Source organism: Terribacillus jepli, assembly GCF_047228925.1.
GTDB lineage: Bacteria > Bacillota > Bacilli > Bacillales > Amphibacillaceae > Terribacillus.
The window spans coordinates 63,581-89,447 of the sequence record NZ_JBFEGH010000006.1 but is presented as its reverse complement, the minus strand read 5'-3'; the positions used below and the strand labels follow the sequence as shown (position 1 = coordinate 89,447).

The 25,867-nt window shown below is 39.5% G+C and carries 27 protein-coding genes; 8 read left to right on the top strand and 19 right to left on the bottom strand.

The genetic code is table 11. The features are described 5' to 3' along the window. Window positions 1–28 precede the first annotated feature (28 nt). Window positions 29–790 carry an arylamine N-acetyltransferase family protein gene (locus tag AB1K91_RS08695; RefSeq protein WP_413089400.1) on the top strand — a complete coding sequence of 254 codons (762 nt, stop codon included), beginning with the start codon at window positions 29–31 and terminating at the stop codon, window positions 788–790. Window positions 791–1,025: 235 nt separating this feature from the next. Here AB1K91_RS08695 and AB1K91_RS08690 read toward each other — a convergent pair whose 3' ends face one another. Together AB1K91_RS08690 and AB1K91_RS08685 are read right to left on the bottom strand one after the other, a co-directional pair. Further along, entirely contained in the window at window positions 1,026–1,409 is a 384-nt protein-coding gene (locus AB1K91_RS08690; RefSeq protein ID WP_413089399.1) for a DUF3021 domain-containing protein, read from the bottom strand. 620 nt (window positions 1,410–2,029) lie between these two features. Further along, window positions 2,030–2,497 (bottom strand): LytTR family DNA-binding domain-containing protein, encoded by a 468-nt coding sequence (locus AB1K91_RS08685; protein ID WP_413089397.1) that lies wholly within the window; start codon window positions 2,495–2,497, stop codon window positions 2,030–2,032. Between the two features lie 779 nt (window positions 2,498–3,276). Between AB1K91_RS08685 and AB1K91_RS08680 the strand changes: the two genes are divergently transcribed. Together AB1K91_RS08680 and AB1K91_RS08675 are read left to right on the top strand one after the other, a co-directional pair. Beyond that, entirely contained in the window at window positions 3,277–4,707 is a 1,431-nt protein-coding gene (locus tag AB1K91_RS08680; RefSeq protein ID WP_413089396.1) for an MDR family MFS transporter, read from the top strand. Between the two features lie 174 nt (window positions 4,708–4,881). After that, window positions 4,882–5,763 carry an alpha/beta fold hydrolase gene (locus AB1K91_RS08675; protein ID WP_413089395.1) on the top strand — a complete coding sequence of 294 codons (882 nt, stop codon included), beginning with the start codon at window positions 4,882–4,884 and terminating at the stop codon, window positions 5,761–5,763. Window positions 5,764–5,812: 49 nt separating this feature from the next. Here AB1K91_RS08675 and AB1K91_RS08670 read toward each other — a convergent pair whose 3' ends face one another. After that, window positions 5,813–6,274: a GNAT family N-acetyltransferase gene (locus AB1K91_RS08670; protein ID WP_413089394.1), complete on the bottom strand. Its 462-nt coding sequence runs from the start codon at window positions 6,272–6,274 to the stop codon at window positions 5,813–5,815. A 195-nt stretch (window positions 6,275–6,469) separates the two neighbouring features. Here AB1K91_RS08670 and AB1K91_RS08665 point away from each other — a divergent pair, with 195 nt between their 5' ends. Beyond that, entirely contained in the window at window positions 6,470–7,330 is an 861-nt protein-coding gene (locus tag AB1K91_RS08665) for a TetR/AcrR family transcriptional regulator (protein ID WP_413089393.1), read from the top strand. A 115-nt stretch (window positions 7,331–7,445) separates the two neighbouring features. Then, window positions 7,446–7,859: a cytidine deaminase gene (locus AB1K91_RS08660; RefSeq protein ID WP_413089392.1), complete on the top strand. Its 414-nt coding sequence runs from the start codon at window positions 7,446–7,448 to the stop codon at window positions 7,857–7,859. Window positions 7,860–8,072: 213 nt separating this feature from the next. Here AB1K91_RS08660 and AB1K91_RS08655 read toward each other — a convergent pair whose 3' ends face one another. Beyond that, window positions 8,073–8,636, bottom strand: a complete 564-nt coding sequence (locus AB1K91_RS08655) for a GNAT family N-acetyltransferase (RefSeq protein WP_413089391.1) — start codon at window positions 8,634–8,636, stop codon at window positions 8,073–8,075. 391 nt (window positions 8,637–9,027) lie between these two features. Between AB1K91_RS08655 and AB1K91_RS08650 the strand changes: the two genes are divergently transcribed. Then, the gene (locus AB1K91_RS08650) at window positions 9,028–9,504 is read left to right on the top strand and encodes a GNAT family N-acetyltransferase (RefSeq protein ID WP_413089390.1); all 477 of its coding nucleotides are present in this window, start codon (window positions 9,028–9,030) and stop codon (window positions 9,502–9,504) included. A gap of 22 nt (window positions 9,505–9,526) precedes the next feature. Here AB1K91_RS08650 and AB1K91_RS08645 read toward each other — a convergent pair whose 3' ends face one another. From AB1K91_RS08645 to AB1K91_RS08580, 14 genes are all read right to left on the bottom strand, one after another. Continuing rightward, complete coding sequence (locus tag AB1K91_RS08645) at window positions 9,527–9,820, bottom strand: putative quinol monooxygenase (RefSeq protein ID WP_413089389.1); 294 nt, start codon at window positions 9,818–9,820, stop codon at window positions 9,527–9,529. A gap of 13 nt (window positions 9,821–9,833) precedes the next feature. Next, complete coding sequence (locus tag AB1K91_RS08640) at window positions 9,834–10,478, bottom strand: nitroreductase family protein (protein ID WP_413089388.1); 645 nt, start codon at window positions 10,476–10,478, stop codon at window positions 9,834–9,836. Continuing rightward, window positions 10,475–10,930: a MarR family winged helix-turn-helix transcriptional regulator gene (locus AB1K91_RS08635; RefSeq protein ID WP_413089387.1), complete on the bottom strand. Its 456-nt coding sequence runs from the start codon at window positions 10,928–10,930 to the stop codon at window positions 10,475–10,477. Before AB1K91_RS08635 ends, AB1K91_RS08640 begins: the two co-directional genes overlap by 4 nt. 352 nt (window positions 10,931–11,282) lie before the next feature. Then, window positions 11,283–12,299 (bottom strand): zinc-binding alcohol dehydrogenase family protein, encoded by a 1,017-nt coding sequence (locus AB1K91_RS08630; RefSeq protein WP_413089386.1) that lies wholly within the window; start codon window positions 12,297–12,299, stop codon window positions 11,283–11,285. A gap of 39 nt (window positions 12,300–12,338) precedes the next feature. After that, entirely contained in the window at window positions 12,339–13,838 is a 1,500-nt protein-coding gene (locus AB1K91_RS08625; RefSeq protein ID WP_413089385.1) for a UxaA family hydrolase, read from the bottom strand. Beyond that, on the bottom strand, window positions 13,835–15,310 hold the full coding sequence (locus AB1K91_RS08620; protein WP_413089384.1) for a tagaturonate reductase: 1,476 nt from the start codon (window positions 15,308–15,310) through the stop codon (window positions 13,835–13,837). The genes AB1K91_RS08625 and AB1K91_RS08620 overlap by 4 nt, the downstream gene beginning before the upstream one ends. A gap of 90 nt (window positions 15,311–15,400) precedes the next feature. Further along, window positions 15,401–16,669, bottom strand: coding sequence for an MFS transporter (locus AB1K91_RS08615; protein ID WP_413089383.1), 1,269 nt, complete (start codon window positions 16,667–16,669; stop codon window positions 15,401–15,403). Between the two features lie 156 nt (window positions 16,670–16,825). After that, the gene (locus AB1K91_RS08610; RefSeq protein WP_413089382.1) at window positions 16,826–17,842 is read right to left on the bottom strand and encodes a LacI family DNA-binding transcriptional regulator; all 1,017 of its coding nucleotides are present in this window, start codon (window positions 17,840–17,842) and stop codon (window positions 16,826–16,828) included. A gap of 125 nt (window positions 17,843–17,967) precedes the next feature. Continuing rightward, window positions 17,968–18,804, bottom strand: a complete 837-nt coding sequence (locus AB1K91_RS08605) for an SDR family oxidoreductase (protein WP_413089381.1) — start codon at window positions 18,802–18,804, stop codon at window positions 17,968–17,970. Beyond that, window positions 18,801–19,877 carry a mannonate dehydratase gene (gene uxuA, locus AB1K91_RS08600; protein ID WP_413089380.1) on the bottom strand — a complete coding sequence of 359 codons (1,077 nt, stop codon included), beginning with the start codon at window positions 19,875–19,877 and terminating at the stop codon, window positions 18,801–18,803. The genes AB1K91_RS08605 and uxuA overlap by 4 nt, the downstream gene beginning before the upstream one ends. A gap of 240 nt (window positions 19,878–20,117) precedes the next feature. Then, a complete protein-coding gene (locus tag AB1K91_RS08595) occupies window positions 20,118–21,137 on the bottom strand; it encodes a zinc-binding alcohol dehydrogenase family protein (protein ID WP_413089379.1) in 1,020 nt (339 codons plus the stop codon). Then, window positions 21,118–22,155 (bottom strand): ureidoglycolate dehydrogenase, encoded by a 1,038-nt coding sequence (gene allD, locus AB1K91_RS08590; RefSeq protein WP_413089378.1) that lies wholly within the window; start codon window positions 22,153–22,155, stop codon window positions 21,118–21,120. Before allD ends, AB1K91_RS08595 begins: the two co-directional genes overlap by 20 nt. A 504-nt stretch (window positions 22,156–22,659) precedes the next feature. After that, window positions 22,660–23,484, bottom strand: a complete 825-nt coding sequence (locus AB1K91_RS08585) for an SDR family oxidoreductase (RefSeq protein WP_413089377.1) — start codon at window positions 23,482–23,484, stop codon at window positions 22,660–22,662. Between the two features lie 139 nt (window positions 23,485–23,623). After that, window positions 23,624–24,238, bottom strand: coding sequence for a cell wall hydrolase (locus AB1K91_RS08580; RefSeq protein ID WP_413089376.1), 615 nt, complete (start codon window positions 24,236–24,238; stop codon window positions 23,624–23,626). Window positions 24,239–24,467: 229 nt separating this feature from the next. Between AB1K91_RS08580 and AB1K91_RS08575 the strand changes: the two genes are divergently transcribed. Then, window positions 24,468–24,737 carry a hypothetical protein gene (locus AB1K91_RS08575; RefSeq protein ID WP_093727037.1) on the top strand — a complete coding sequence of 90 codons (270 nt, stop codon included), beginning with the start codon at window positions 24,468–24,470 and terminating at the stop codon, window positions 24,735–24,737. A 74-nt stretch (window positions 24,738–24,811) separates the two neighbouring features. Further along, window positions 24,812–24,964, top strand: a complete 153-nt coding sequence (locus AB1K91_RS08570) for a DUF4021 domain-containing protein (protein ID WP_413089375.1) — start codon at window positions 24,812–24,814, stop codon at window positions 24,962–24,964. Window positions 24,965–25,430: 466 nt separating this feature from the next. Here AB1K91_RS08570 and AB1K91_RS08565 read toward each other — a convergent pair whose 3' ends face one another. Continuing rightward, window positions 25,431–25,853, bottom strand: a complete 423-nt coding sequence (locus tag AB1K91_RS08565) for a DUF2513 domain-containing protein (protein ID WP_413089374.1) — start codon at window positions 25,851–25,853, stop codon at window positions 25,431–25,433. Window positions 25,854–25,867: the final 14 nt, after the last annotated feature.

Here is a 25,867-nt window from a genome sequence, read left to right as displayed (position 1 = left end):
TATAATGGAGAAGTCAGGAGGAATCACAGTGCAAGCATTCAAAATCTTATTTCATCAACGTATCAAGATAAATGAAAATCCTTCCTTCAGAACACTGCCAGCCCTGCTGCAAAAGTTCGCCGAGGCCATCCCGTTTGAGAACTTGCGGATCATCGAGCATCGCAAAAGCCTTCTATCAAAGGATGGACTTCTGGAGAAGATACTTATCCAAAACGAAGGCGGTGTTTGTTATGAACTAAACACGCTTTTATACCATTATTTAAAAGCATGTGGATGGGATGTTACGCTGCTGTCTGCTTGTATATATGATCAGAAATCAAATGACTGGAGCATCACAGGCAATACCCATGTAACGATACTATTGAATCATGATGGCGAAAAATATATAGTGGATGCCGGATTTGGTGCGAATATAGCTTTAGCGCCAGTACCTCTGTCAGGAAATATCGTGGAAACTGCCAATGGACAATTTCGTATTAAACGTGCAGCCGAAGATTATAAACTGGAACTGAAATTAGCCGATCGCGATAAGGATTGGCGGATAGGCTATCGGTTTTCATCTGGTGATGCAATTACTGATTTGACACAACTGCAGCAAATGCAGAAGATCATCGAGACTCACCCTAGCTCGCCCTTCAATAAGTCCGAGCTTCTTACAAAACGGACGGGCAATGGACTTTATGTCCTGACACCGTCTTCCTTTACCGAATGGCAAGATGGTGCAGCTGCTAAGCAAACTATAAATAAAGAAAAATATAATGAACTGCTGCAAACTAAATTTAACATATAGAGCCCGCAAAGATGCGAGCTCTATTACTTTTCTCCGGTCAATTTCCATAAGCTATCACAGAATATTACTTCGGTACAAACTATCAGTGACGGACAACAAACGTAATAGAAGTCCATTTGGACCATTGAATATACTGCTGTATAAATACTCGATTAGGTAATACAAGCAGCTGTTACAGTATCTAAATCTAAATTAGCGAACACTTTCTACTCCTTTTGATGGTTAATTACTTTTATCATTTCTTACTTTTTAATAGCACATTTAACTTTTTTGCATCTCTTTTTGTTTTTGAAATCAAGATGGCCCAAGAGAAAGCATAAATAATTAAGATACTTCCTAAAAAGGATGCACTAGGGAAATTATCTATCCACTGATTATATAAAGCTATCAAATAAACGATCAATATCATTAGTAAAAAGTGGATGACCAAAGAAAAGAGATAACTAATACCTTCAATGTCAAAAACAAATGTAAAAATACCAGCACAAGCTGAGATTATAAAAACACTGACAATCTCCGTTCTTGTAATGGATATATTGTGATTTTCGAATAGTAAAAGGATCATATAGACAAATGAACCTGTTCCCACCCCTGAATACACTCGATCTTTTAATTTCAATAAAGTCTCATCCTTTTCATTTTATGATTCTAATATGGAACGATTTAACTTTGATTGTATCTGAAAAGTATAAAGGATTCCTCCAAGAAACAGGCCAACAGATAATCCGTTTACTGAAGAATATAAGATGTTGAAAATTATATCGTTTATGGAAGTTGGCGAAATTTCCAGGAACACATTTAATAAATATTTAACAGCAAAATTAATTAATATAACAATTAATGGAAGATAACACTTCATTCTAAACATAATGCCATCTTTCATGAAAAAAATTTGGTATCTTTTATATAACGAATATCCAATTAATCCTCCAATAAGAATGAATATGACATAACTTATCATACAATCTATTATGTGAGGAAAGTAAGTTATTATCTTGTCTAAACCCCATACCATAAAAATACCGGGAACAAGAAACATCTTAGTGAAATGAACCGGTCTTTCTTGGGAAATAGCAATTCCTCTTTTTATTAAAATGAATAATAAAATCCATACCCATATGGGCGTTCTTAAAAACACTTCTTTAGTCAACGTATACATTGTATGTCCTCCTTTAATTTTCATTAATTTTTACATGAAAGGACATACAAAGAAATACTATTAAACACAAATGGTATAAATTAATACATAAGTGGAGGTTTAGTATAATCAGATAGTGCCTTTTTTAAAGATGGAACATACTTTCTTGAAACTACTACCTTCTCTTCGTTAGAAAGTAATGCTTCTAAATTTCCATTTGCTTTAACGGAAAATTTCTTTAAGAAATGAATATTGATGATGACAGCCTTTGAAATTCTAATAAAATAATCTGGAAGATTCTGTTCTATTTTATATAAAGGTCCTTTGGTTTCAAAGACATTTTTCTTTGTATAAATAAATATGTTTCTTTCAAGATACTCTAAATAAATAATAACTGAATAAGATATTCTCTCTTGTTCATTTTTTGGAGTAGACCGAGCTATGAGGTAGTTATCAGGCTTATTCTCAAGCGTTGAGATTACATCCGCAACAAAGGATGTTACTTTGTGAATGCAGAAAGTACAGGATTCTTCTCTGAGTTTGTCAATGACTTTAATGTTCACTTTCATCTTATATCTAAATTCCCTTTCCTACTTAAAAATCCAGATCATGTTCTTTATTTATCAAATTTTAATAAGGTTACCAAACCTATTTTAAGATATCAATAATAGTCTAATTATCTTTCCTTGTTATGTATCCTACTCTCGTGTAGTTTCTCTATAAGACAATCGAAAAAGATAGGACGTATCTATTTTAATCGATAGCCACTTTTTGAGTTGGTAACATTTAATCTTGCACGCAAAGAGAATCCTTGATCGAAAAGGAGATTAACATACCCTCTTGGCTTAAGCCCTCTATCCAAAATCACGCTCCCTTTGATTTGAAATACTACACCTTTCATTTTCTATTATATCTATAGAATTGATAATAGTACTCACAATCATCCAATATCGCCTACATTGTCAATTTCTGCTGAATTAACATGACGATTCCTCATTTATTACATGTTCCTCAAACTCTAATGTTTCCCTTTCGTTCAATAAATTGCTAGATCTATTCTTTAAAAGGCAGAAGAAAGCAGCCCTTTTCCAATAGATATTTTTCCATTTCAACTAGTGCATACTGTTCATCTGAACCTGAAATAATCAACGTAACTTCATCATCTACGTCAATTTTTTCCAGTATTAAGTTAACAAAATAAAATGACTTGCCATACGATTATTCGTCCTTTTGAAGAAGTGTTATCTCAAAATGTTATTGACATCTTTATAATGCCATATTACCATTGACTAAACTCAAGTACACAATAATATACACAAGTTCATTTGTGAGAAAGGAAGGTAAAATCGTGGAAAAAACACAAACGCAACCAGTCGATATAAATGGAAATCATTTCAAACGAGCTGGATTTGTACTCGTTTTAATGGTCGGGACTTTTTTAACCATTATCAATCAAACGTTATTGGTCACAGCATTACCAAAAATAATGCGCGATTTAGACATCAGTGCAATTAATGCACAATGGCTCATCACTGCATTTATGTTAATCAGTGGCATAATGATTCCTACTTCAGCGTTTTTGTTAAATACCATAAGTAATCGAAAGTTATTTTTTGCGGCTATGGTCAGCTTTGCAATAGGTACTGTAATTTGTGCACTAAGTACGACCTATAACACACTACTCGTAGGTCGTATCATTCAAGCTATTGGTTCAGGGTTGATAATTCCATTAATGCAGACACTGATGTTTTTAGTATACCCAGTTGAACGGAGAGGGGAAGCAATGGGGTTAGTAGGAGTTGTTATTGCCTTTTCTCCTGCAATTGCTCCTACCGTATCTGGTTGGATTGTTGATTATTTTAATTGGCGGTATTTATTTTATATCATTCTTCCAATCGTTGTGGTTAATATGTTGCTAGCATTCTTTTACATGAGAAACATCATTAATTTGACTAAACCGAAGATTGATTTCTTTTCTATTTTGCTCAGTAGCTTCGGTTTAGGTTCACTTCTCTATGGGATAAGTGTGGCGGGGAATATAGGGTGGCAAAACAAGATTACATGGTTTGCTTGCGTAATAGGCATTGTAATCATAATATTATTTTCCCGTCGGCAATTTACATTAGCTCAACCATTTTTGGAGTTACGAGTATTTAAAAGTAGGACTTTTACATTGTCTACAATTATTGTCGCTATTATTTTTATGACAATGATTGGATCAGAAATTCTCTTACCTATCTATACACAATCTATAAAGAATTTTTCAGCACTTCAATCAGGTCTAATATTACTTCCTGGTGCGATTGTTTTAGGTATCATTTCACCCATATCCGGAAAGTTATTTGATAGGTATGGCGTTAAAAAAATATCAATGATTGGCATGTTTATTTTAGCTGCAGCAACTTTTCCTTTCTTATTCCTCACGAAGGATACAGCTACTTGGTGGATTGTTTGCCTTTATTCAATTAGGATGTTAGGAATGGGATTTGTAATGATGCCGTTGGCCACAGCGGGGATAAATGCATTGTCCAATGATTTAATAAGTCACGGTTCAGCAATTAATAATACTGTTCGGCAAGTGTTTGCTTCGCTTGGATCTGCAGTAATGGTAGGTGTTATGTCGGCTACTATGACTATATATTCAAATAACTATGAAGGCTCTCCATTATTTCCATTGTTGAAGGGACTTAATAATGCCTTTATGTCAGCTTTCATTCTAATATCCATTGCGTTTATATTGTGCCTTTTTATAAAATCCCCAACAAATATAAAAAGGTAGATTCTTGATAGACGGACTTACTGTCTTATGAGAAGTATTTTCTTTAAAAAGAAAGATTCCTCATCATTTACTATCTTTTTAAAGAATATAGAAGAAATATTGAAATACAAATGAAAGCGTTTTTGTACTAAAAAATATTATTATAGTGCTAATACTTATATGGAGGTATTCAAATTGAATCATTCAAAGTTAGTTGATCAAAAAAATATCTATTTCCAATCTTATGATAGAGTCTTACAGTCGCTGTGGCCGACAGAATTTTCCTCTTACTTTCTTGAAACCTCTTTTGGAAAGACATATATCATTGAGAGTGGAGATAAGTTATCTCCACCTCTAATCCTTTTGCATGGAGCAAAAATGAGTTCGACAATGTGGTATCCGAATGTAGCAGAATGGAGTAAACATTATAGAGTCATTTGTATTGACATTTTAGGAGACAAGAATAGAAGCATTTCCGAAAAAAACTTCACAAATCGATTAAGTTATGCGAATTGGTTAAACGAAGTTCTAGATCATTTACAAATTAATAATACAGCAATTGTAGGATTATCCTACGGAGCTTTACATACGGTTAATTTCCTTTCCTTTTACCCTGAAAAAGTGAATAAAGCTGTCATCATGAGCCCAGCTGCTACTTACATTTCTTTCAGCCCTGTGTTCTACTCGTATGCTATGGGGCTGGTTAGTAACAAAGAAGGGGTTAAAAGCTTTCTCGAATGGATTTTTGATAACCGTTATTCAGTCGCCCCTCTTATAGAACAACAATTAATAGATGGAATGTTGTGGAAGACACCTTCTTCTCCTCCAGAGGAAACTCAAAAGGAACAAGGTTTTCCTTATGTATTTAAGGATGAAGAGTTAAGCCAAATTCAAACTCAACTTCTTCTGTTATTGGGGGATAAGGAAGTAATGTATGATCCTGAGGAAGCTTTTTGTCGTGCAAAGAACTCCTCTCCTCATATTACGGTAGAAATAATAGAAGGAGTGGGTCATCTTATGTCTATGGAGAAACCTGAACAGATAAATAAGCGAGTCTTATCCTTTTTAAATAAATAAGATGAAAGATAAAAGCCCTCATTGATAGGAATGAGGGCTTTCAGTAAAATTAACGCAAATCTTGTGACATCCTCACCATATCTCTTAGCTCAATTTTATTTTCGATTATTTTTTCATCATAATGTCGTGTGAAAAAGTCTCTATCTATATGAGTCATTCTAAAACCACATTTCTGATATAAGTAAAGTGCTCCAACGCTTGTACTGCCAGTCCCGATTTCAACCGTCTTCATCTTATTTTCCCTAGCATATTCAAGAGCATATTCAATTAATATTCTCCCAATCCCTTCTCCTCGAAAATCTTCTTTAACTGCAATGTTAACTATCTCTAATGTTTCAGGTCTTGTCGGCATAAGAATGATAACTCCGATAACTTTTGGCCCTACTTTAGCTTCGATACAATGACTTTTAGGTAAATAGGAATCGACTAACTCCCTGGATGGGTCAGCATCTAATAGCAATTCATAATGATATTTGGTAGCTTTTGTAAATGATTCAATAATAACACTCATTTTCATCACCTCATTGTTAAAATTACATACAGGAATTTTTTGTGAAAATGTAAGAGCTCTTCTGTTGTATTTTTTATATTATTCAATTTCCTCTCACATAAATAAACTACAGTATATTTTTCTGTACTCATGTTTATTTTTATGATAATTTGGTATTATAAAGAAGTCAATATTAATTTGAGGAGTTAACAACGTATGAGTAAAAAAGAAAAAATCATTGAAGTAGCAAAACAATTATTTCGAACAAAAGGCTATCACGACACTTCAATCCAGGATATCTTGGAACAGGCCAAAGTTTCCAAAGGCACATTTTATAATTACTTTTCTACAAAATCACAATTGATTCTCTATATTATTCAAAAAGTTGATGAAAAAGTTGAAGAACAGCAAAATATGTTGCTACTTGAAGGAAATCTATATGACAAGCAACTTTTTTATTCTCAGCTTCGAGTAAAACACTCCATTTATGGGACCGAGAAGATATCAGAGTTATATAATATTTCGTTAGGGGAGAATGATGAAGGGTTACAAAAATATATGACAGAGAGCCATTATAAAGAGCTTAATTGGCTGGCACGCCGTTTAATAGATGTTTATGGGAATGAAATAGAAGAAAGTGCAATGGATTTATCCACCCATTTTATTGGAGGATTAGGTTATCAATTTAGATATTCCGATCAAATAAAGCTGAATATAAATAGTTCTGATATTTTAAATTACAATATTCTACGTTTAGAAAATAACATTGAAATAACAAAGCGAACCAATCAAGTTCTTTTTCCATATAAATCCCCTCAATCAGTCGACAATCAAGAAGTGGCTATTAGTAAAATCCGGGAATTACTTGACAAGGTTATAAATTGTGGTGAACTTTCACAAGAAGAAAAAGAAATAATTTCTTTTATCTTAGATGAGACCCAAAGCTCGTATATAAGATGGGGTGTTTGTGAAGGAGCTATTCGCCAATTACAAATACTACCCTCCTCTTCTCAGTTACGTTATAAACAAATAATCGATGAATTATTTAACATTATCAATACACAAAAAAATATGTAATGAAATATAAACTGCCATTCTCTCATGCCAGAAACAACCGTAAAAATGCTTATTTTTATAAATTTCTCATTCTCTATGTGATAACTCTATAATACTTTTCCTAGAAGGAGCGATTATGATGGACACTCTATATCAATCAGCAATTCAGTTAATCAAAAAACGTTACCCAACCGGCTGGGGTGGTGCAGCTGCCATGCGTACAAGTGATGGTAATATTACTACTAGTGTAGCTCCAGATGTGTTGAACGCAGCAACTGAGCTATGTATAGAAGTAGGATCTATACTGGAAGCCCATAAGCTGCAAACGAAAGTTACACATTCAATTTGTGTAATAAGAGATGATGAAAATAGCCCTTTCAAAATTCTTACCCCTTGCGGTATTTGTCAGGAACGATTGCTGTATTGGGGCCGTGATGTACAAGTAGCCGTGACCCATAAAACAGATGAAGTTAAATATGTTCCATTACGGGAACTTCAGCCTTTTCATTGGACACATGCTTATACTGAAGAGCAGCTATTTGGAAAATAAGCATACGTTTTAATATGTACTCTTATCCCTTTTTATTCTCTTCTGCTACTACATCGCTTTGTAGCAAACTTTAACTTATTAAAAATCCTGGTAATAGTATCTTATGTTATCGGTGCATTCCCAAAATGAAATCCCCAACTCCTAGTTACAATCGCTTATAACAGGTAGTTGGGGATTTCCACATTATCAACTTTACTATTCCTCTGCGGTCTGCTAACTTATAGGGAATTTCCTTTGATCATCAAGAAGATACTTTGTATATAGATTAAGGTCATTAGATTGACCTTCTTTATCTTTTAGTTTACCTTCTAAAATGAAGTCGAGTTTTAGCAACAATTTAATTGACGGTATGTTATTGGGATCGACTTTTGCCTCTATTTTTTTGAATTGCAATTGATGAAATGCATAATCAATCAAGCCTTTGACCGCTTCTGTTCCATAACCCTTGTTCCAAAATCCACTATCCAGATCATAACCAACTTCAGCTGTCTCATTCTTGAAATCAAGTGTATTGAATCCACAGGATCCTATGATAATGTTAGTTTTCGCTTCAAAGATAGTGTATCTTATGGCTTCATTTTTTTCAGCTAGGTCACTTAAGATTGATATCATTTCTTCTGCCTGTTCGATTTGTGAGAATCCTTCAATGTTCATATATTTTGTGACATTGGGGTCTGACCAGATTGTAAATAAAGCATTTACATCATTTTTATTCATCTTTCTGAGAATTAATCTGTTTGTTTGAATAGTATTGTGTATCAAACGCTTACCCTCCATTTTCTATTTAAAATCTTATGTGGTGTGGTATAAGCATTGATATCTGCGCATAATTCAGTCCCTTCAAGGTTTTTTTCTTTCAGTCAGCTTCCGACTTAGTTAAATTATAACGCAATTATTGGTATTTTTTCACTTTTAATTAAATTCAATATCATCGAATTTCCACTCGCCGTTTTCCATCAGCTTATCAAGCCTAAGATAGTTGACTCTTCTACGCCAGGATCAATGATGTTAGTGAATGTCGCAAACAGCTGCTCTTCCATATTGATTCGGACCAGTTGCATCACCTTGGCTTTATTCCGTATTCACCATGATAAGTTACAGACTTAATTCAGCATCCTGAAAGCAATTTGAAATAGACCAGGGAAGTATTCTAGAAAGGAAAGCGCATTTGAAAAATTCAAAACGACTGTTACGGATACTTGAAAGTACCACCCAAACAACTCCACTCATCACATTCGCCAATTTCTTTGCAAGCTATTTGAAAGAAGATAGAATTATTCAAAAAGAAGTAAGGCACCACCTCTTACAAACCAATGCCGAGGCAATGCTAATGGATATCCTGAGAAGTATAGACGATGGATCAAAAGTTTCAATTTATAAAAGTGGTGTTTATATTGCGCAAGAGCAAGGTCGATTATGTGGCTTTTCCTGCTATCGCAAACTAGACGGATATCGTGCCATAGTTGGACCTATGGGTGTAAGGAAAGATTATAGGGATTCAGGTTACGGTCGCTCACTTGTACTAACTGTTCTCCAACACTTAAATAAATTAGGTTTCCGCAAAGTTATCAACTCCCAGGCTGGACCAATCGAATTCTATGAACGTTTCCTGCCGTTAAAGCTATATGTAAAAGAAAAAGGATGACCTTGATGGCCATCCCAATTGTTTAGTTCAATTTCTCGCTTTGATAAACATCTGCTGTCAATGGAGCACTGAGCATTTCTTTAGCAGCTGCGCTGAATTTTTGGAAGTGGCTGCTCGCATTGTGCGCTTGTACAGCGTCCATATCTTTCCAGTTTTCCACCATGATGAAGCTATTAGCATCTTTTGGATCTTGGAACAGGTCGTAGCTGTTATTACCAGCTTCGGCGTTGCTTCCTTCCATGACTGCTTCGATTTCTTGAAGGAATTCTTCTTTTTTCTCTGGTTTCACTGACATTCTAGCGTGGATGATGATCATGGTTTCTCTCTCCTTATTTCCATTCTGTAATTTGTTCAACTGGCATGCGATAAGATTTGTAGCCTGCATCTGCTGCTTTTCCGATAGAAAGCAGCATGACTGGAACATAACGTTCCTTATCCAAATCGAATGCTTCAGCGATTTGGTCTTTCTCAAATCCGCCAATTGGATTCGTATCGTAACCATATGCCTTTGCAGTCAGCATCAGCTGCATGGATATTAAACCGCTATCGATAAGGATTGTTTCCCTATTTTGCTGTTCTGTAATACCAGAAAGCAAATTACGGATTGAGACAACTTGCTGATCTTTGACTTCCTGTGGCATTAGGCCATTTTCTACCGCTTTTCCATAGATTTCTTCCAGGTAGTCAAGATTATTCATATCAGCAAAAACAGCAATTACTGCAGAAGATGTTTTTACTTGCTGCTGATTGAATCTGGCAAGCGGTGCAAGTTTGGCTTTTGCTTCCGGACTCTCAATGACTACAAAACGCCAAGGCTGCAAGTTTACAGAAGATGGCGCCTTGGTTGCTACAGTGAGCATTTCAGACATTTCTTCTTTACTGATTTTCACGTTTTCGTCATACGTACGGATGGAACGGCGATCCTGCACGATTTGCAGGAAAGCTTCTTTATTATATATAGGTGTTTGGTTCATGTGTTTTCTCCTCCTAAATGATTCTTTGTGACACGTGAGACATTTTCGCTTACTTTGCTCAGCATTTGCAGGAATTCTTTTAACTCTGCTTCTGAAAAGCCAGCAAAAGTCTCTTTCACAAACTGGCTTTTTTCCTGATAGGATTGCTCGATATGACGCTTGGCTTCCTCCTCCAGCTTCACCCATGTAGCTCGCTGATCATCGGCCTTTTTATAGCGCATAATCGTACCGGCAGCCTCAAGCTGCTTTAAATGTCTGGTAACAGCGGCGGCATCGATATTGACTTCCTTTTGCAATGCTGATTGGGTCACTTCCTCATGCTGCAGCAAATAATGAAGAATCTCCACACGCGAAGTGCTGGCTCCTAAGCATGACTCGAACTTCGAGCAGAGCTCCTTGTTAACAGCCTGCAGCTGCAGGAAAATTTGAAGACGGACGGAACAAGCAGTCATCGGCATAACTCCCTTGATTAATAGTTGATACATCAATGATTGATATATCAATCATATACATAAACAGTCTCGATGTCAACAAGACTGCTTAAATCGAATCCTACAGTTTCGTCCATTTGCCTAACTATCACGACTTGATCTAGGAGTCATCCGATATTCTGGCACGACATGCTTTTCTCCATAGTAGGACTTTGAAGTTCTTTTTTGTTCAGATAGCACTTCCTACTCTGTCCTGTGTTGGATTAAATAATTCTGAATCAACGCAACAAAAGGATTACTTTAGAATCTTTATAGCTTGTAACCCATTTATGGATGCGAAAAAGCTGGAGATTCAGTTCTCCAGCTTTTTCTATTATGATAATTCAACCATTATTTTAATATTGCCTGTTCCGGGTGCTGTCAATTCTTCGAAACGTTCTGGAAGGGAATCGAGGGGTACATTGCTGGTAATGAATGGTTGGACGTCAATTTTACCTTCTTCCACAGATTTTATCACGGTTTCGAAATCTTCTTTGGTGGCATTTCTACTTGCAAACATGGTCAGTTCCCGCTTATGGAACTCCTGGTCCGGAAATTGAAGGTCAGCCTGCACAAGACCCACATAAATTAAACTTCCTCCATGTGCGGTATATTTAAAAGCATTATTCATTGAGTTTATATTACCTGTCGCATCGAACACTACTGTTGGATAATCTCCATTAGTGATTTCCTCAATAGCTGATTCGGGGTTTTCCTTTGCATTTACAGTATAATCCGGAGAAGCCCATTTTTGGCAGAATTCCAATCTTTCTTCACTCATATCCATAGCAATGACTTTTGCTCCGGCAAGCCTTACATATTGCATGATCCCTAATCCAATCGGACCTGCCCCTATCACCAGCACAAATTCGTCCTTTTGTATACCAGCACGACGAACCGCATGAGCGCCTATGCTTAAACATTCCACTAATGCGGCCTGGTCATAAGTCAATGGATTGATTTTAATTAGATGACTGATGGGTACACTAATGTATTCCTGCATACCCCCATCAGTATGAACACCAAGCACCTGAATGTTCCGGCAGCAATTCGGTTTCCCCTTTCGACAAGCTATGCATTCACCGCATTCCAGATAGGGAATAATAGCCACCTTTTCTCCGATTGAAAAATCATGATTCTCTCCGTTCAATTCGGCAATTTCCCCTGAAAGCTCGTGTCCCAAAACTCTAGGATAGGAAAAAAATGGCTGACGGCCATGATATGCATGGATATCTGTTCCACATATCCCGATCCTATGAATTTTCACCAAGGCCTCTCCTTCTTTTACAGCAGGCATTTCCCTTTCTGTAACTAAAAAGTGGTTGGGACTATTACATACGATCGTTTTCATATTATTTCCCCCTCGCGTTTCTATTTAAATACCCCGATTTTACAGAATAACACCATCTTTAAAAATACTGATTTCCCTGAATCCAAACTTTTCGTTATTCGTTTGTCTGTTTCCAGAGGCTAGATCAATAAGATCTTCAACCAGCTCTTCTGTCAAATCATCCATTTTTAATCCATCAACCAGACGACCTGCGTCGAAGTCAATCCAGTTTTTCTTTCGCTGAGCCAATTCTGTATTAGTGGAGATTTTCACCGTAGGGACCGGTCCGCCAAAAGGAGTTCCTCTACCAGTAGTGAACAGGATGATATGAGCACCGGCGGCAGCAAGAGCTGTTACCGAAATAAGATCATTACCTGGTGATTGGATAAGATTCAAACCATTCACCTTGACTCTTTCCCCGTAAGGGACTACATCCTGTACGGTAGAATGACCGCCTTTTTGCGTACAGCCAAGTGACTTTTCCTCAAGGGTCGTAATTCCTCCCTTTTTATTTCCAGGCGATGGATTTTCATAAATCTCCTGTCCATGTCTTATGAAATACTCTTTAAAATCATTTACAAGATGAACAATGCGATGGAAGACTTCTTCGTTTGCAGCTCGATTCATAAGGATCGTTTCCGCGCCGAACATTTCTGGTACTTCGGTCAGGATGGAGGTTCCTCCTTCTGAAATGATCCAGTCAGATATCATTCCTGCCAATGGATTGGCTGTGATTCCAGATAATCCATCTGAACCTCCGCATTTTAATCCGATTTTTAATTTGGAAACCGGTACAGGCTGTCTTTTGAACTGTTCTGCATACTCCACAAGCTCTCCGATCAGCTCCATGCCCACCTCGATCTCATCGTCCACTTCCTGGGAAGTTAAAAACTTGATTCTTCCAGCGGTCTGATCACCTATTACCTTTTTAAACGCTTCGATTTGATTGTTTTCACAGCCTAAACCTACGACCAAAATGCCGGCCGCATTAGGATGATTGGCCAGGGAAGCCAATAACTTCTGGGTATAAGTCAAATCATCTCCGAGTTGAGAACATCCATATGGATGGGAAAAATGGTAAATACCATCAACGCGATTTCCATATAATGATCCGGCCATTTTTGCAAGATGTTCACACGTTTTATTAATGCAGCCTACCGTGTTGATGATCCATATTTCATTTCGGATACCTGCTTCCCCATTTTCACGAACATACCCGTTGAAGTAACGGCTCTCTTTCATTGGCTGATTGGATATACCATCCGGTTCATAGGAGTACTCCAGCAATCCATTCAAACCGGTTTTTAAATTGTGCGTGTGTATCCAGGAACCTTCCGTAATATCTTCAGTCGCTACACCAATCGAATAACCGAATTTTAGAACTTCATCTCCTTGCGCAATTGTTTTAACAGCAAACTTATGGCCTTTTGGAATGTCTTCGATAGCCGTTATCGATTTCGACAGCTCATCGATTGGGATAGCTTCCCCATTATGGATGTCACGCAATGCTACAGCTACCCCGTCATTTTTATGCAATAGAATAGAAGAATCCAAGGTCATCTTTTTTCCTCCATCTCTGTTAGTAATTCAACAGTTTTTTCAGTCATCCCTGTCATGGCATGTAAATCGACACCCCATAATACCTTGTTTTGCAAAATTTCCTTCGTCATATCATGGAGTGACAACCCTTCACTTTCATAACGGCTCCACTGTGCCTGGAAAAATTCAAGCACTTGTTCGCTATCCCTGACAACATAGGTTTTACCATTAAAATCTCTCCCAACATACTTGCCTTCTATTGATTCCACTTTATAGAAACAGATTAAAGCTGCTAAAGCCTTCATGATGTTCTCTGGCAGTCTATTGTTCCTGATACGATACGCTTTTAGCGTCGGCAAAAGCCTCGATCGAAACTTGCTACTTGCATTAAGGGCTATATCCGAGAGTCTATGGTGTAAAAATGGGTTAAGGAAACGCTCCAAAACACTTTCTCCATACGCTAAAGATTCCGTAAGATCTAGCTCAAGAGAAGGGACTATCTCCTCTTCTATCGTGTTCTTGATAAAGGGCGCCATCTTTTCATGAGTTACTGCCTCCCTCACCAGTTCGATGCCCATCAAAATACCGAGTTGAGCCATGAGCGTATGGGATCCGTTCAGGATACGAATTTTTCTAAGCTGAAAAGGCTTCAAATCATCCACCCAGTGAACGTTCAATCCTGATTTTTTTAAAGGCAGTTGATCGTCAAGCCTGTCATCTCCTTGAATTACCCATAAATGATACGGTTCGACTACATTTAAAAAGGAATCTTCATAACCCGATTCCTTGAATATCGTCTCTGCTTCCTCGTTTGGAAAACCGGGAACAATCCGGTCAACAAGAGAATTTAGGAATGCATTATGATCATGCAACCATGAAATAAATGCATGCGGTAAGTTCCAGTCCCTGCAATGTGATAGGACAATTTCTTTAAGGGCTTGCCCATTTTGTTCGACCAATTCACAAGGGAGTAACATGAGTCCTTTGTCGGGGGCTCCGCTGTAATGCTCAAACCGTTTATAAAGGAAATAAGTCAGTTTGGCAGGAAATGTTTCCAAAGGGATGTCTTCCATCACATCGCAAGGAATGTAAACAAGACCTGCTTCTGTCGTATTGGAAATGACAAATTTCAGCTCCGGTTCATTTGCCAAATGCAAAAATTCGTTCCATTCCCGATAAGGGTCTATAATCTTCGAGAAGACATCAATGATCTGACTTGACTCAATCGTTTTTCCTTTCTGGATCCCTTTGGTCAGAAGGGTAAACAGCCCTTTTTGCTTTTTCAGCTTTTCAATTTTTTCACTACCTGATTTGCGTGGGTTTGTTACAGCAATGCCACCATTGAAATTCCCCTGACTGTTTGCTTCTTGTATCATCCAATCAATAAAGCCTCTCAAAAAGTTGCCTTCCCCAATCTGAAGGATTTTCACAGGCAATGTTTTACGTTTATTTGGGTCATGTACTATATCTGCAATACTACGCTGTTTTAACATGATCTTTCTCCCTTTACAAGCTATGATTCTGGCAATGACCAGGTAGCTTAAATTTTTCTAACAAAAAGAAACCCATTCTAATAACGGATTTTAGTTCCCGGTAATCGTATTATTTGAGTTATCTGTAACAATGCCACCTTTAATCGGACGAACAAATCGAAGTACAGCCAAGGAAGCGAGAACTGCCAATCCACCAGCCAGGAGGAATGCTGCCGTATAAGTGCCCGATCTATCGACAAGGAAACCGGTCAGTGTCGGCCCGATAATACCAGCTGTGTTAGCAAGGAAATGCATGAAACCACCAACAGAACCAACATTATTTTGGTCCACAACGTCTTGAACGATTGCCCAGTAAATGGAACCGGTCAGGTATAGGAAGAATACGGAAAATGCCACTAATGCAACTGCACTAAACGTAGTAGTAACTAAACCGGCAAGCCCTATGCATATTGCAGAGGCAAGTAAGCATGTAACCAAAACCACCTTACGAGAGAACAGGACGCCTTTTTTAGCAAACTTTCGTAATACAAAGTCAGAAACAAAGCCACCGACTGCAAGGCCGATAAAGCCGAGAACCCAGGGAATGACTGTGACTATACTCATTTCCTGAACACTGATTCCCCTTGCATCTATCAGATAACTTGGGAACCAAGTTAAAAAGAAGAACAAAATATAGTTATAGGCAAAGAAAGAAAATGCAGTGATCAGGACCGTTTTCTGTTTCAGATAGAAGGTTAATGGTTTCTTTACATGCGGGGCAGCATCAGTTGTAATAACTTTCTCTGATCCTGTCTCAGACGGCTTTTCTTTAACAACTTTCCACCATACTATCGACCATATAAAACCAATGATCATGATTAGGATGAAGGATAACTTCCAACTGTATGAAATGGCAATGAAGCCCACAATCGGTCCGGCAATAGCGCCACCTAGTGGAGTTCCGCTGTTGGCCAGACCGATTGCAGAGGCCCTCTGGTCAGCTGGAAACCAGTTATTGACCATTTTATTAATAGTTGCTGACAGAGGACCTTCTCCCATTCCGAACAAGATACGGATGATGATTAAGCTGGTAAATCCAATGGCAAGCGCGATGGCACCACTAAATATGGACCAGATAATCATAGCTACAAACAAAGTGAGTTTAGCTCCGTATCTATCGGCAGCTACTCCCCCCAAAAAGTTAAAAATCGCATAGCCAACGGAGAAACTGCTGAAAATAATTCCCATTTGCGTGGCGGTAAGATTTAAATCCTCTGTAATGAATGGAGCTGCAATGGACAAGGCGGAACGGTCAAGGTAATTAATGACACCGGCAAGAAACAATAAAATCATGATGGCTAGTTTGCCTTTAGTAAACATGAAATTCCCTCCTTAGGGTCATTACATAATAGGTTCCCCACTATATAAAGCGCTTACATTTTAAAGAGCCAATTTACCTTTACTATCATGATTCCACCTTATGGTAACATGATAGTAAACCGATTTACTTTCAAAGTTAAAAGAGCCGCAGCCCTTTTATTTAATGGTAATACAAGAATTTCTTTCTATAAGACTTGGTTTAAGACGGATAACGCTTTTGTCCTTTTCTTCCAAGTCTTTATTCATTTGCTGCAATAATAAATCGACTGCTTTGCGGGCCATCTCGACTGCCGGTTGAGATACAGTAGTGATGGGCGGAGTGAAGAAATTGGCAAACGGAACTTCATCGATTCCGATTACTGCTACATCTTCAGGAATCCTTAATCCCTGTTCTTTTATATATTTCAGAATTTCGATAAGTACGATGTCATTGCCGGCCAATAAAGCTTGCGGTGGTTTTTCCAGTTGGAATAGTTCGTTCAATGCAAGCGCAATCCGATCGACATCGGCTGTTTTTATATACGCAGCATTGACTTCCAGTCCACGGGCTGCCATAGCATTTCTATAGCCTTCGATTCTTTCCACCCTCGGACTAATGTTTCTAATAACAGAAGTAGTGAGTATGGCTATTTGTTCATAGCCTTTATCGGCAAAATGGTCTACTGCCAGCTTAGATGCCAGATGGTTATCAAGCATCACTGTTGCAATATCCATGCTCTTGATGGTCCTGTCCATGAATACAACCGGAAATTTATCCCTGAGCATACGCTCATAAAGATCCAGATTGCCTCCGGTTGGAAAGATAATGATTCCGTCTACCTGTTTTGCCCGTAGCATTTCGATATATTTCTTTTCTTTTTCTGGTTCGTCGTCCGCATTACATACAATGATTTGAAACCCTTTATCATGAAAGAAATTCTCAACCGCCCGGATCACATGTGTAGAGAATGTATGTAAAATATTCGCTACGATGACGCCAACTGTGAAAGTGGATTTTTGTTTAAGGCTTCGGGCCACAATATTAGGCTGATAATTCAATTCTTCGATCGCGGATTCGATGTTTTTTCGTGTTTTTTCACTCATATACTCGTACCGCTTGTTCAGATATTGAGATACTGTGCTTTTTGATACATTGGCTTGCTTTGCCACGTCTGTGATTGTAATGGGTCTCATTCTGTCAACCTCGTCTGGATTTGGTTCTACTCTTGATAAAACGTTTTAGTAGTTTTGGTTATTATAGCGCAAAAGCAAGCACGTTAAAATATGATTGATTAACTTTTCAAAATTATCAAATCCTATTATACACCCGAGTAAGCCATGAATCCGCCATCCACAGGTACAGTAATCCCGGTTACAAAACCTGAATAACTGTCATCGAGCAGCCAGAGCATGGTTCCGAGCAGATCTTCCGGATTCCCAAAACGTTTCATAGGAGTTCCGTTAAGGATTTTGTTGGAACGGGCCGTATAGCTCCCATCTTCATTTAATAGCAGGTTCTGGTTTTGTGTCGTTAGGAAGAAGCCAGGTGCAATGGCATTTACCCTTAAACCTGATTCTGCGAAATGGACGGCCATCCACATCGTGAAATTATTGATGGATGATTTAGCCGCACTATATGCAGGAACCTTTGTCATTGGTGCATAGGCACTCATGGAGGATAAATTCAAAATAGACGGTGCCTTTGCTTGCAACAGATCCTTTCCAAATACCTGGCTGGAGATGAAAGAGCCAGTAAAATTAGTCGCAAACACTCTGGAAAACCCTTCTTCATCCAGATGAAAGAACGATTTCCCTATATCCTCTTCTTGATAGACTTCCATATCTGTAATGGCATCAGAATGATTTCCGCCAGCTCCATTGATTAGATAATCCACTTGCCCAAAAGTTCCTAAAATCTCCTTACGTGCCTGCTCCATAGAACTTTTGTCCAGTACATCGGCTTCCACAGATATACCTGTTCCTCCAGATGCCTGAATCTTTTCAACCACATCACGACCATTTTTAGCATCCCTGTTCAAAATAGATGTCTTTACGCCTTGTCTGGCCAGCTCAATGGCCATTTGGGAGCAAAGGACCCCACTCCCGCCCGTTATGACCGCCACTTTATCCTTCAAATTTTCATGTATAGGTATCAAGAGACTTCACCTGACTTCTTTGCTTCATGTGCATCCCATAATCCCAGCAAATACATAATTCCAAGCGCTCGGTCATAGAGGCCATAACCCGGTCGGCATTCCTCATCCCATATATGGCGTCCATGGTCTGGCCGTACATATCCATCGTAGTTTTGCTTGTTTAACTCGGCTACGACGCCATTGATATTGATGGAACCATCCTGCGTATAATGTGAAGTCTCTACAAAATCTCCATTATCATGGATTTTCACATTCCTGATGTGGAAAAATGGTGCATGTGACGCATATTTTCTTGCAACCTGAACCATATCGTTCTCTGGATTGGCTCCCATGGACCCCGTACATATAGTAAAACCGTTTGCAGGAGAATCGGAAATAGATATCAATTTTTCATAACTTTGTTCCCCAGTAATGATTCGGGGAAGACCAAAAATGGACCATGGTGGATCATCGGGATGGATAGCCATTTGGATGCCGGAAGCTTCCGCAACAGGTAAAATTTCTTTTAGGAAAAACGCTAGATTATCCCATAGCTTGGATTCATCGATGCTTTTATAGGCTTCGAAAAGTTCTGTAATCCTTTCCATTTTTTCCGGCTCCCAGCCTGGAAGGGTTAGGTCTGAAGCTGCCATTACAGTACTGATCAATTTCTGCGGATCCTGATCTGCCACTTTGGCCTTTTCATAAAACAGGGCAGTGGATCCGTCCTCCAAAGGATGAAACATGTCCGTCCGCGTCCAGTCAAATATCGGCATGAAGTTATAACAGATCACTTTAACCCCGAATTCGGAAAGGTTACGGATCGTCTCCTTGTAGTTCTCTATATAGTGCATTCTTTCTTCATTGCCTAGTTTGATAGATTCATGGACATTTACACTCTCGACAACGTCTGTGTGAAAACCAAATGATTGGATGTATTCGACTTCTTCCTTAATCTCTTCTTTTTCCCATACTTCTCCTACTGGTTTTTGGTGAAGAGCCCAAACAATCCCTTTAGTACCCGGAATTTGTTTTACCTGTTCCAGTTGAACAGTGTCATTGCCTCTTCCATACCAACGAAATGTGATGTTCATACTACACCTCCAGCCTTTATTTAAGTACTAAATGGCATGCTCGACTGTCTTGGGGTCCGGAACGAACCACTAGATAATGCCTTGAACACTTGGTCCGTATCAGGGAATTCGATGACTTCTATTCTCTTTCCTTCAAAGGCCGCTTTGTCGTTCATATGCCGTACCGCTTGCGAATAACCGCTACTTTCAATTCAGAAATAGGGGCTAAGATTGAATGTTCAACAATTTTGTTTTCTCTCCTTAATCGAATATGATAACCGCTTTTCTCACTTGATTTGGATTCTCTTCGATAAAGTCAAACGCTTCCTGTACTTGTTCGAGTGGAAATTGATGTGTAATTAAACCATTCTCCCTGAGCTTCCCACTATTCAATAAAGCAACCACTTTTGAAAATTGATTCGTTTGCAACCTCGAACCAGTTATGGTTATTTCTTTTTTCGTAATCGGCAGCTGGGGAATAGAGGAGGTTCTCTCATCAAACCCAAGAACTACCACATATCCCGCTTCCGATACCACTTCTAATGAAAGTTCAAAGGTGGATGGCAGGCAGACTGCATCTATCACCACATTCGCACCCTCCCCTTTGCTCCATTCGAAAACTCGCTGTTTAACGTCTTCATTTACGGCATTCACTGTAACATCAGCCCCATTTTCACTCGCGAATGCAAGGCGGGCATCACTTAAATCCGTCATCATGACAGCTGCTCCTTGAAGCTTTGCCAACTTCAGGATACATATCCCTATTGGACCAGCTCCCTGTATCAGAACGGTATCCCCTTTCTCAACATTCCCTCTCCATACCGCCTGTGCACCAATCGTGTAAGGCTCTGCCATAACAGCTTCTTCCCATGGAAGTTCGGAGTCCACCACGTGCACCTGCTTTTCCGGAAGGACGATCCATTCTCTCATCCCACCATCTTCATGTACACCTAGAACCGACAGGGAAGCGCATACATTCGGTCGTCCTTTTCGGCAAGCATAACACTCTCCGCAATAACGGATAGGTTCCACCACTACATGGTCCCCCACTTTGACATTCTTTACATCGCTGCCGATTTGCACAACTTCACCGGCAACTTCATGCCCAACTATGCGCGGAAGAGTCGCAAGCGGATTAGTCCCATGATAAATGTGCATATCAGATCCACAAATCCCCACCCTTTTGACTTTTACCAACACATCTTGAGCATTTTTCATTACAGGCTGATCAGCCTCAATGACCGCTAGTTCACGAGGGCCTTTAACTTGTAAAGCTTTCATTTTCAACCTCCCCTGTCAGGTATTCATAAACACTTGAGGCGATTCTAATTCCATTCCTTTTATTGTTTTCCTCATGTATTTGTTCAATTTCTCCTGGAACAAATACACGCTTAACCCCTGGTGCAGGTGGGACTTGTTTAAGTTCATCGATCATCCTGTCCATTTGCTTGAGGAATGTATCTGCATCTGTGAAGAACGAAGGATTGATGACACAGAAATAATGACCCAGTTTACGTTTTTGATCCAAGTCATCATACATTTTGGATATATGTGGTCCGAAAGCCGCTCCAGCTAATAAACCAGAAAAGATATCAACAATGAGAGCAAGCCCATAACCTTTCGGACCTCCAAACGGTAAAAGGGACACGACCTTGTTCGGATCTGTCACTGGTGCACCATTTTCATCCACGCCCCAGCCTGCCGGTATGTCTTTTCCTTCCTCACGGGCTTGGAGGACTTTCCCTAACGCTACATTGCTGGTGGCCATATCCAAGATAAATGGCTTATTGTTTTTAGCTGGAACACCATAAGCGATCGGGTTGGTTCCGAAGAAAGGGGAGCTTCCCCCAAACGGAACGACCACTTTGTCGGTGTGGGTCATGGCAATACCAATCAAGTTAGCTTCGGCCGCTTTTTGAACAAAATAACTTAATGCTCCGCAATGGCTGCTATTGATAACTGTCACCATGCCTACCCCGTTCTGCCTTGCCATGTCTATGGCATGCCCGATTGCAACATCTCCAACCACATGTCCAAATCCATCATCTCCATTGACAATTCCGGTAACAGGTCCTGTCACTTTGAATGAGATTTGGGCGTCAGGATTAATCCCTCCCGCCTTAAGACGTCCAACATAATGCTCTGTGCGCAGTACACCATGGGAATTCACATTTCGCAGATCGGCATGAATAAGTACTTCAGCTACTTTCTCAGCATGATCACCGTTCAGACCCGCATCTTTCAATTTCCTACTTGCAAGCTCCTTCACTTTTTCTGCATCAATCACTATTGTTGGCATCTTACCGGCCCCCCCACTTTAGATTTGCATGTTCTATACGAAGCAATTCGTATGTTTGCATAACCACAACACTTTCTATGATGACTGTGTCGATTGTTAAGTGGTAAAAAGGTCGCCTAACGGCTGATCTGTGACACCTTTCATTCCTTGCATTTGTCGGTTTGAATTTTGAAGCACTTCTTACTAAATCGGTTTTGTAAACTGGTTTAGTCACATTATAAATGAAAGCCCTTTCAAATATCAATGAGAAAATAATCTCGGTAATTATTTCTCTCTTTTATTCAAAGTTATAAATCACAAGGCAAAAATCTTACATGGATATACCTAAATACACTGCAAAAGCAAAAGGAATCATCATGAGCGCCCGAAAATTGATAATTGCCACAAGCCTGGTACAAATCCTCACTGAAGTCTGAACTCGCATAAAAAAACAGCCAATCACCGATATACAATCTGTAATTGGCTGTATATGATGTTTGGTCACATTTCACCTATACGCTGTGCTTACTGCGTCGTTTCCTTCCAGCTGTCGTCCATCGCCATTTTACCCGCCCACGTATAAGCTGTCAGTCCTCCATCTACTATCAAATCCTGTCCGGTAATATAGGAACTGTCATCTGAAGCAAGGAACAAAACAGCCTTGGCTATTTCTTCAGGTGCGCCCAATCTGCCCATCGGAGCAAGCCATTTGTTTGATTCACGGAACGCCTTCCCCTGCTCCTCTTCTTTCGTCCCCGTCAATTCATCAATCAGTGGCGTCTCGATTGTACCGGGAGAAACAGAATTTGCCCGGATGCCTTGTCTGCCGTAATCAATGGCTGCAGCTTTCGTGAAGTTGATGATGCCGCCTTTGGCTGCATTATAGCCTGATCTATCCAGATCCGCGAAGCTTCCACTCATCGAGGCATTATTGACGATGGCACCTTTTTTGTTTTCGAGCATCAGCGGGATGAGGAACTTGCTCATCAGGAAGGTCCCCCGCAAATCTGTCTTTTGGATACTGTCGAACAAGTCTATTGGGTATTCATGTACTTTGCCGCCTTCTTGATCGATACCGGCATTATTAAATAGCACGTCCAATTTTCCATAAGTGTCCTTCACCTGATCAACAAATTGCTTCACACTATCTTCGTCAGAGACATCTACTTCATAGGCTTCTGCTTGTCCTCCTGCCGATTGGATGGATTCAAGCAAATCTGTCATTTCATCTTTTTTGATATCCGCTACTAGTACAGTAGCTCCTTCTTTTGCAAATAAAGAAGCAGTCGCTCTTCCAATGCCGGTGGCTCCACCTGTCACGACTGCAATACGATCATTCAATTTCCCCATGCCAACAACTCCTTGTAGTATGCTTCCCTATTGTTTTACCGAACAGGAAAGATGTAAAACATACTTTTCAGATACGGCCGCCAAATTAGCAGCCAAGACAAGGCGTGTTACTGATTGTAGTCGATGGGTTTGTCCGATTTTACCGATAGAAAACATGGTTGCCAATCTGCTTCACTTGCACCTGTGTTTCAGCTATCCAATTTGTCGTAGCCGTTTCTGGATTCATGAACCAGACAATTTCCTGCATGTCATCCTTTCGCACTAATGCGTCTGCCACTGCTTGTACCGTTTCATCGGTCGGCTTGCTTTTCCAAATAACACCGGAACTTACTGGCTGAAACTGGCCTTCCTGCATGATCACATCATGAATGCTATCCGGGAATTCATCACTATCGATACGATTGAGTACGACGGTCGCCACTGCTACCTTACCAATGTAGTCTTCTCCGCTCGTTTCAGCTTGGACTAATTTTTGGAGCAGCTCTATTTCTTCCGCAGTATATTGTTTTTGTTCGATTTTTACTTCGGTCAAGTCTTTGGATTGTTGTGCATCTCTATCCGATAAAACGATAGAGTGAGGACCTTTCACGGAATGAAAATCCTTTTCAGACTGGACGGTCCGAGTTCGTGCATCCGCATAGACTTTTGCAGGATAGATTTCCTGGTTCAGGTTCTGGAGTGGCAAGTATAAAACGAGGCAAAGGTTACTGACAAAAAAGAAAGTCAATAATAAAACCGTAAGAAGTTTCTGCATAATCAAGTCCTTTTCTTCGTCATGTAAGTGCATGATCAATCCATAACGCTTAATACCCAGTCATCTTGTCTTACAAACATGGACATATCATTACTAGTGTATGAACATCCGTGCAAACTAGTCCTGTCAATGTCTTTCTCATTTGGGAATCTTTTCACTTGTACCTTGGATACTTGCCCACCCTCACTTGGACTGTCGCGCATACAGTAAAGGGATAGGAGGAATGTTGATGAGCTACACATATTATCCGCATCCATATGGACAATCAACTTATACAACGGACTACAGAACGAACCAAGAGGATCAGCGTTTCGGATTTGCATTTATTCCGTTCATCGGCGGGCTGGCCGGCGGACTTCTTGGCAGTGCTTTGATCAGCGGTCCTGGATATGGTTATAAATATGGATATAATACTCCTTATCCGGTACCATACCCTGTTCCTTATCCGTATCCGACACCTTATCCGTACAATTATTACTACTCTGCCCAACAGCGTTAAAATAAAGGGACAGCATGTCTGTCCTTACATAATTACCGAAAGAAGTGCCACACTATCGGCAGGAGGTGGGATATATGCAGCAAAAACAGAACAAATCGAATCAGCGTGATGAAACAGCAAAAGCTATCGGCTTGGATCAAGATGAGCAAATGATGAATGGTGATTACGGTCACCCGGAAACCGAATTTGAAAACAATACCCACAAGCAGAACAAAACACAGCTCTAAAGAGCTGTGTTTTCCTGTATCAAATGAATTTGGAAGCTATATAAGTCACGACAAGCCATACTGCCAGGGCAACGACAATCCCAAGCATAAACCCTTTGATGAATGTAGACCGACTACTCACAAATCTGCACCTCTTTTGCTTTTACCCATAGTCTTTACTTAATTGCCGCTTTTTATGAGTACACAGTCCATCCCTTATTTCTTGACCGCTGCAGCAGTTTTGGTACCTTGCTTTTGCACTGCCTGCTGCTGTTTTAGATAATCTTCCCGGAATTTATCTTTTGCTGCGGAAAAGATGCAGAGCATGCCTAACCCTCCCATATTTTTATACTTCTGTTTTGCCAGGTTGAATTCGGATAAAACTTGTTTTTTGAAAGTTCCTTATCTTTTTGCTGTCCTTGGAACGTGGACCATCTTATGCATATGCTATTGATAGTTTGTATAAGTACTTTACCTGCCTGTAATTTTATTCGGAAGCATAATACGCTTCGGCAGCTTTCGCCGCTTGCTTGCGCAAAACCGAAAATGGCATACTGCCTCTTTCCCGTTTCAGCTTGACGAGCAGCTGCTGCCATATCTCATCTTCCCGGATACTGTCCAGCAGCTCATGCCCCTCCCAGGTCAATCCGTAGATAAGCAGTTCTTCTTCCTCTTCTTCCTCATCGAATACAGTTTCCAGCTTGATCAGCTTTGCTTCTTTCATCAGCTGTAAGTGATAATTCATTTCTTCCTCGGAATACTCATCTTCTTCCGCCACTTCCAGTGCAAAACCTCCTTCTGTGAATTCAGCCTCGATATCCAGCAGGAGACTCCTGATAATAGACATATCCCGTTTCAACGGCATCACCTCTATCTCATTATTTCTGTCTCCTTTTTTATTTTCCTTCAAAGAAAATAGACTCC

Coding starts and splice junctions, on each gene's coding strand:
- AB1K91_RS08685 (WP_413089397.1), bottom strand. CDS start 2,497: ATGAAAGTGAACATTAAAGTCATTGACAAACTCAGAGAAGAATCCTGT.
- AB1K91_RS08670 (WP_413089394.1), bottom strand. CDS start 6,274: ATGAGTGTTATTATTGAATCATTTACAAAAGCTACCAAATATCATTAT.
- AB1K91_RS08665 (WP_413089393.1), top strand. CDS start 6,470: ATGAGTAAAAAAGAAAAAATCATTGAAGTAGCAAAACAATTATTTCGA.
- AB1K91_RS08660 (WP_413089392.1), top strand. CDS start 7,446: ATGATGGACACTCTATATCAATCAGCAATTCAGTTAATCAAAAAACGT.
- AB1K91_RS08655 (WP_413089391.1), bottom strand. CDS start 8,636: ATGGAGGGTAAGCGTTTGATACACAATACTATTCAAACAAACAGATTA.
- AB1K91_RS08645 (WP_413089389.1), bottom strand. CDS start 9,820: ATGATCATCATCCACGCTAGAATGTCAGTGAAACCAGAGAAAAAAGAA.
- AB1K91_RS08640 (WP_413089388.1), bottom strand. CDS start 10,478: ATGAACCAAACACCTATATATAATAAAGAAGCTTTCCTGCAAATCGTG.
- AB1K91_RS08635 (WP_413089387.1), bottom strand. CDS start 10,930: ATGACTGCTTGTTCCGTCCGTCTTCAAATTTTCCTGCAGCTGCAGGCT.
- AB1K91_RS08630 (WP_413089386.1), bottom strand. CDS start 12,299: ATGAAAACGATCGTATGTAATAGTCCCAACCACTTTTTAGTTACAGAA.
- AB1K91_RS08625 (WP_413089385.1), bottom strand. CDS start 13,838: ATGACCTTGGATTCTTCTATTCTATTGCATAAAAATGACGGGGTAGCT.
- AB1K91_RS08620 (WP_413089384.1), bottom strand. CDS start 15,310: ATGTTAAAACAGCGTAGTATTGCAGATATAGTACATGACCCAAATAAA.
- AB1K91_RS08615 (WP_413089383.1), bottom strand. CDS start 16,669: ATGTTTACTAAAGGCAAACTAGCCATCATGATTTTATTGTTTCTTGCC.
- AB1K91_RS08610 (WP_413089382.1), bottom strand. CDS start 17,842: ATGAGACCCATTACAATCACAGACGTGGCAAAGCAAGCCAATGTATCA.
- uxuA (WP_413089380.1), bottom strand. CDS start 19,877: ATGAACATCACATTTCGTTGGTATGGAAGAGGCAATGACACTGTTCAA.
- AB1K91_RS08595 (WP_413089379.1), bottom strand. CDS start 21,137: ATGAAAGCTTTACAAGTTAAAGGCCCTCGTGAACTAGCGGTCATTGAG.
- allD (WP_413089378.1), bottom strand. CDS start 22,155: ATGCCAACAATAGTGATTGATGCAGAAAAAGTGAAGGAGCTTGCAAGT.
- AB1K91_RS08585 (WP_413089377.1), bottom strand. CDS start 23,484: ATGGGGAAATTGAATGATCGTATTGCAGTCGTGACAGGTGGAGCCACC.
- AB1K91_RS08580 (WP_413089376.1), bottom strand. CDS start 24,238: ATGCAGAAACTTCTTACGGTTTTATTATTGACTTTCTTTTTTGTCAGT.
- AB1K91_RS08575 (WP_093727037.1), top strand. CDS start 24,468: ATGAGCTACACATATTATCCGCATCCATATGGACAATCAACTTATACA.
- AB1K91_RS08570 (WP_413089375.1), top strand. CDS start 24,812: ATGCAGCAAAAACAGAACAAATCGAATCAGCGTGATGAAACAGCAAAA.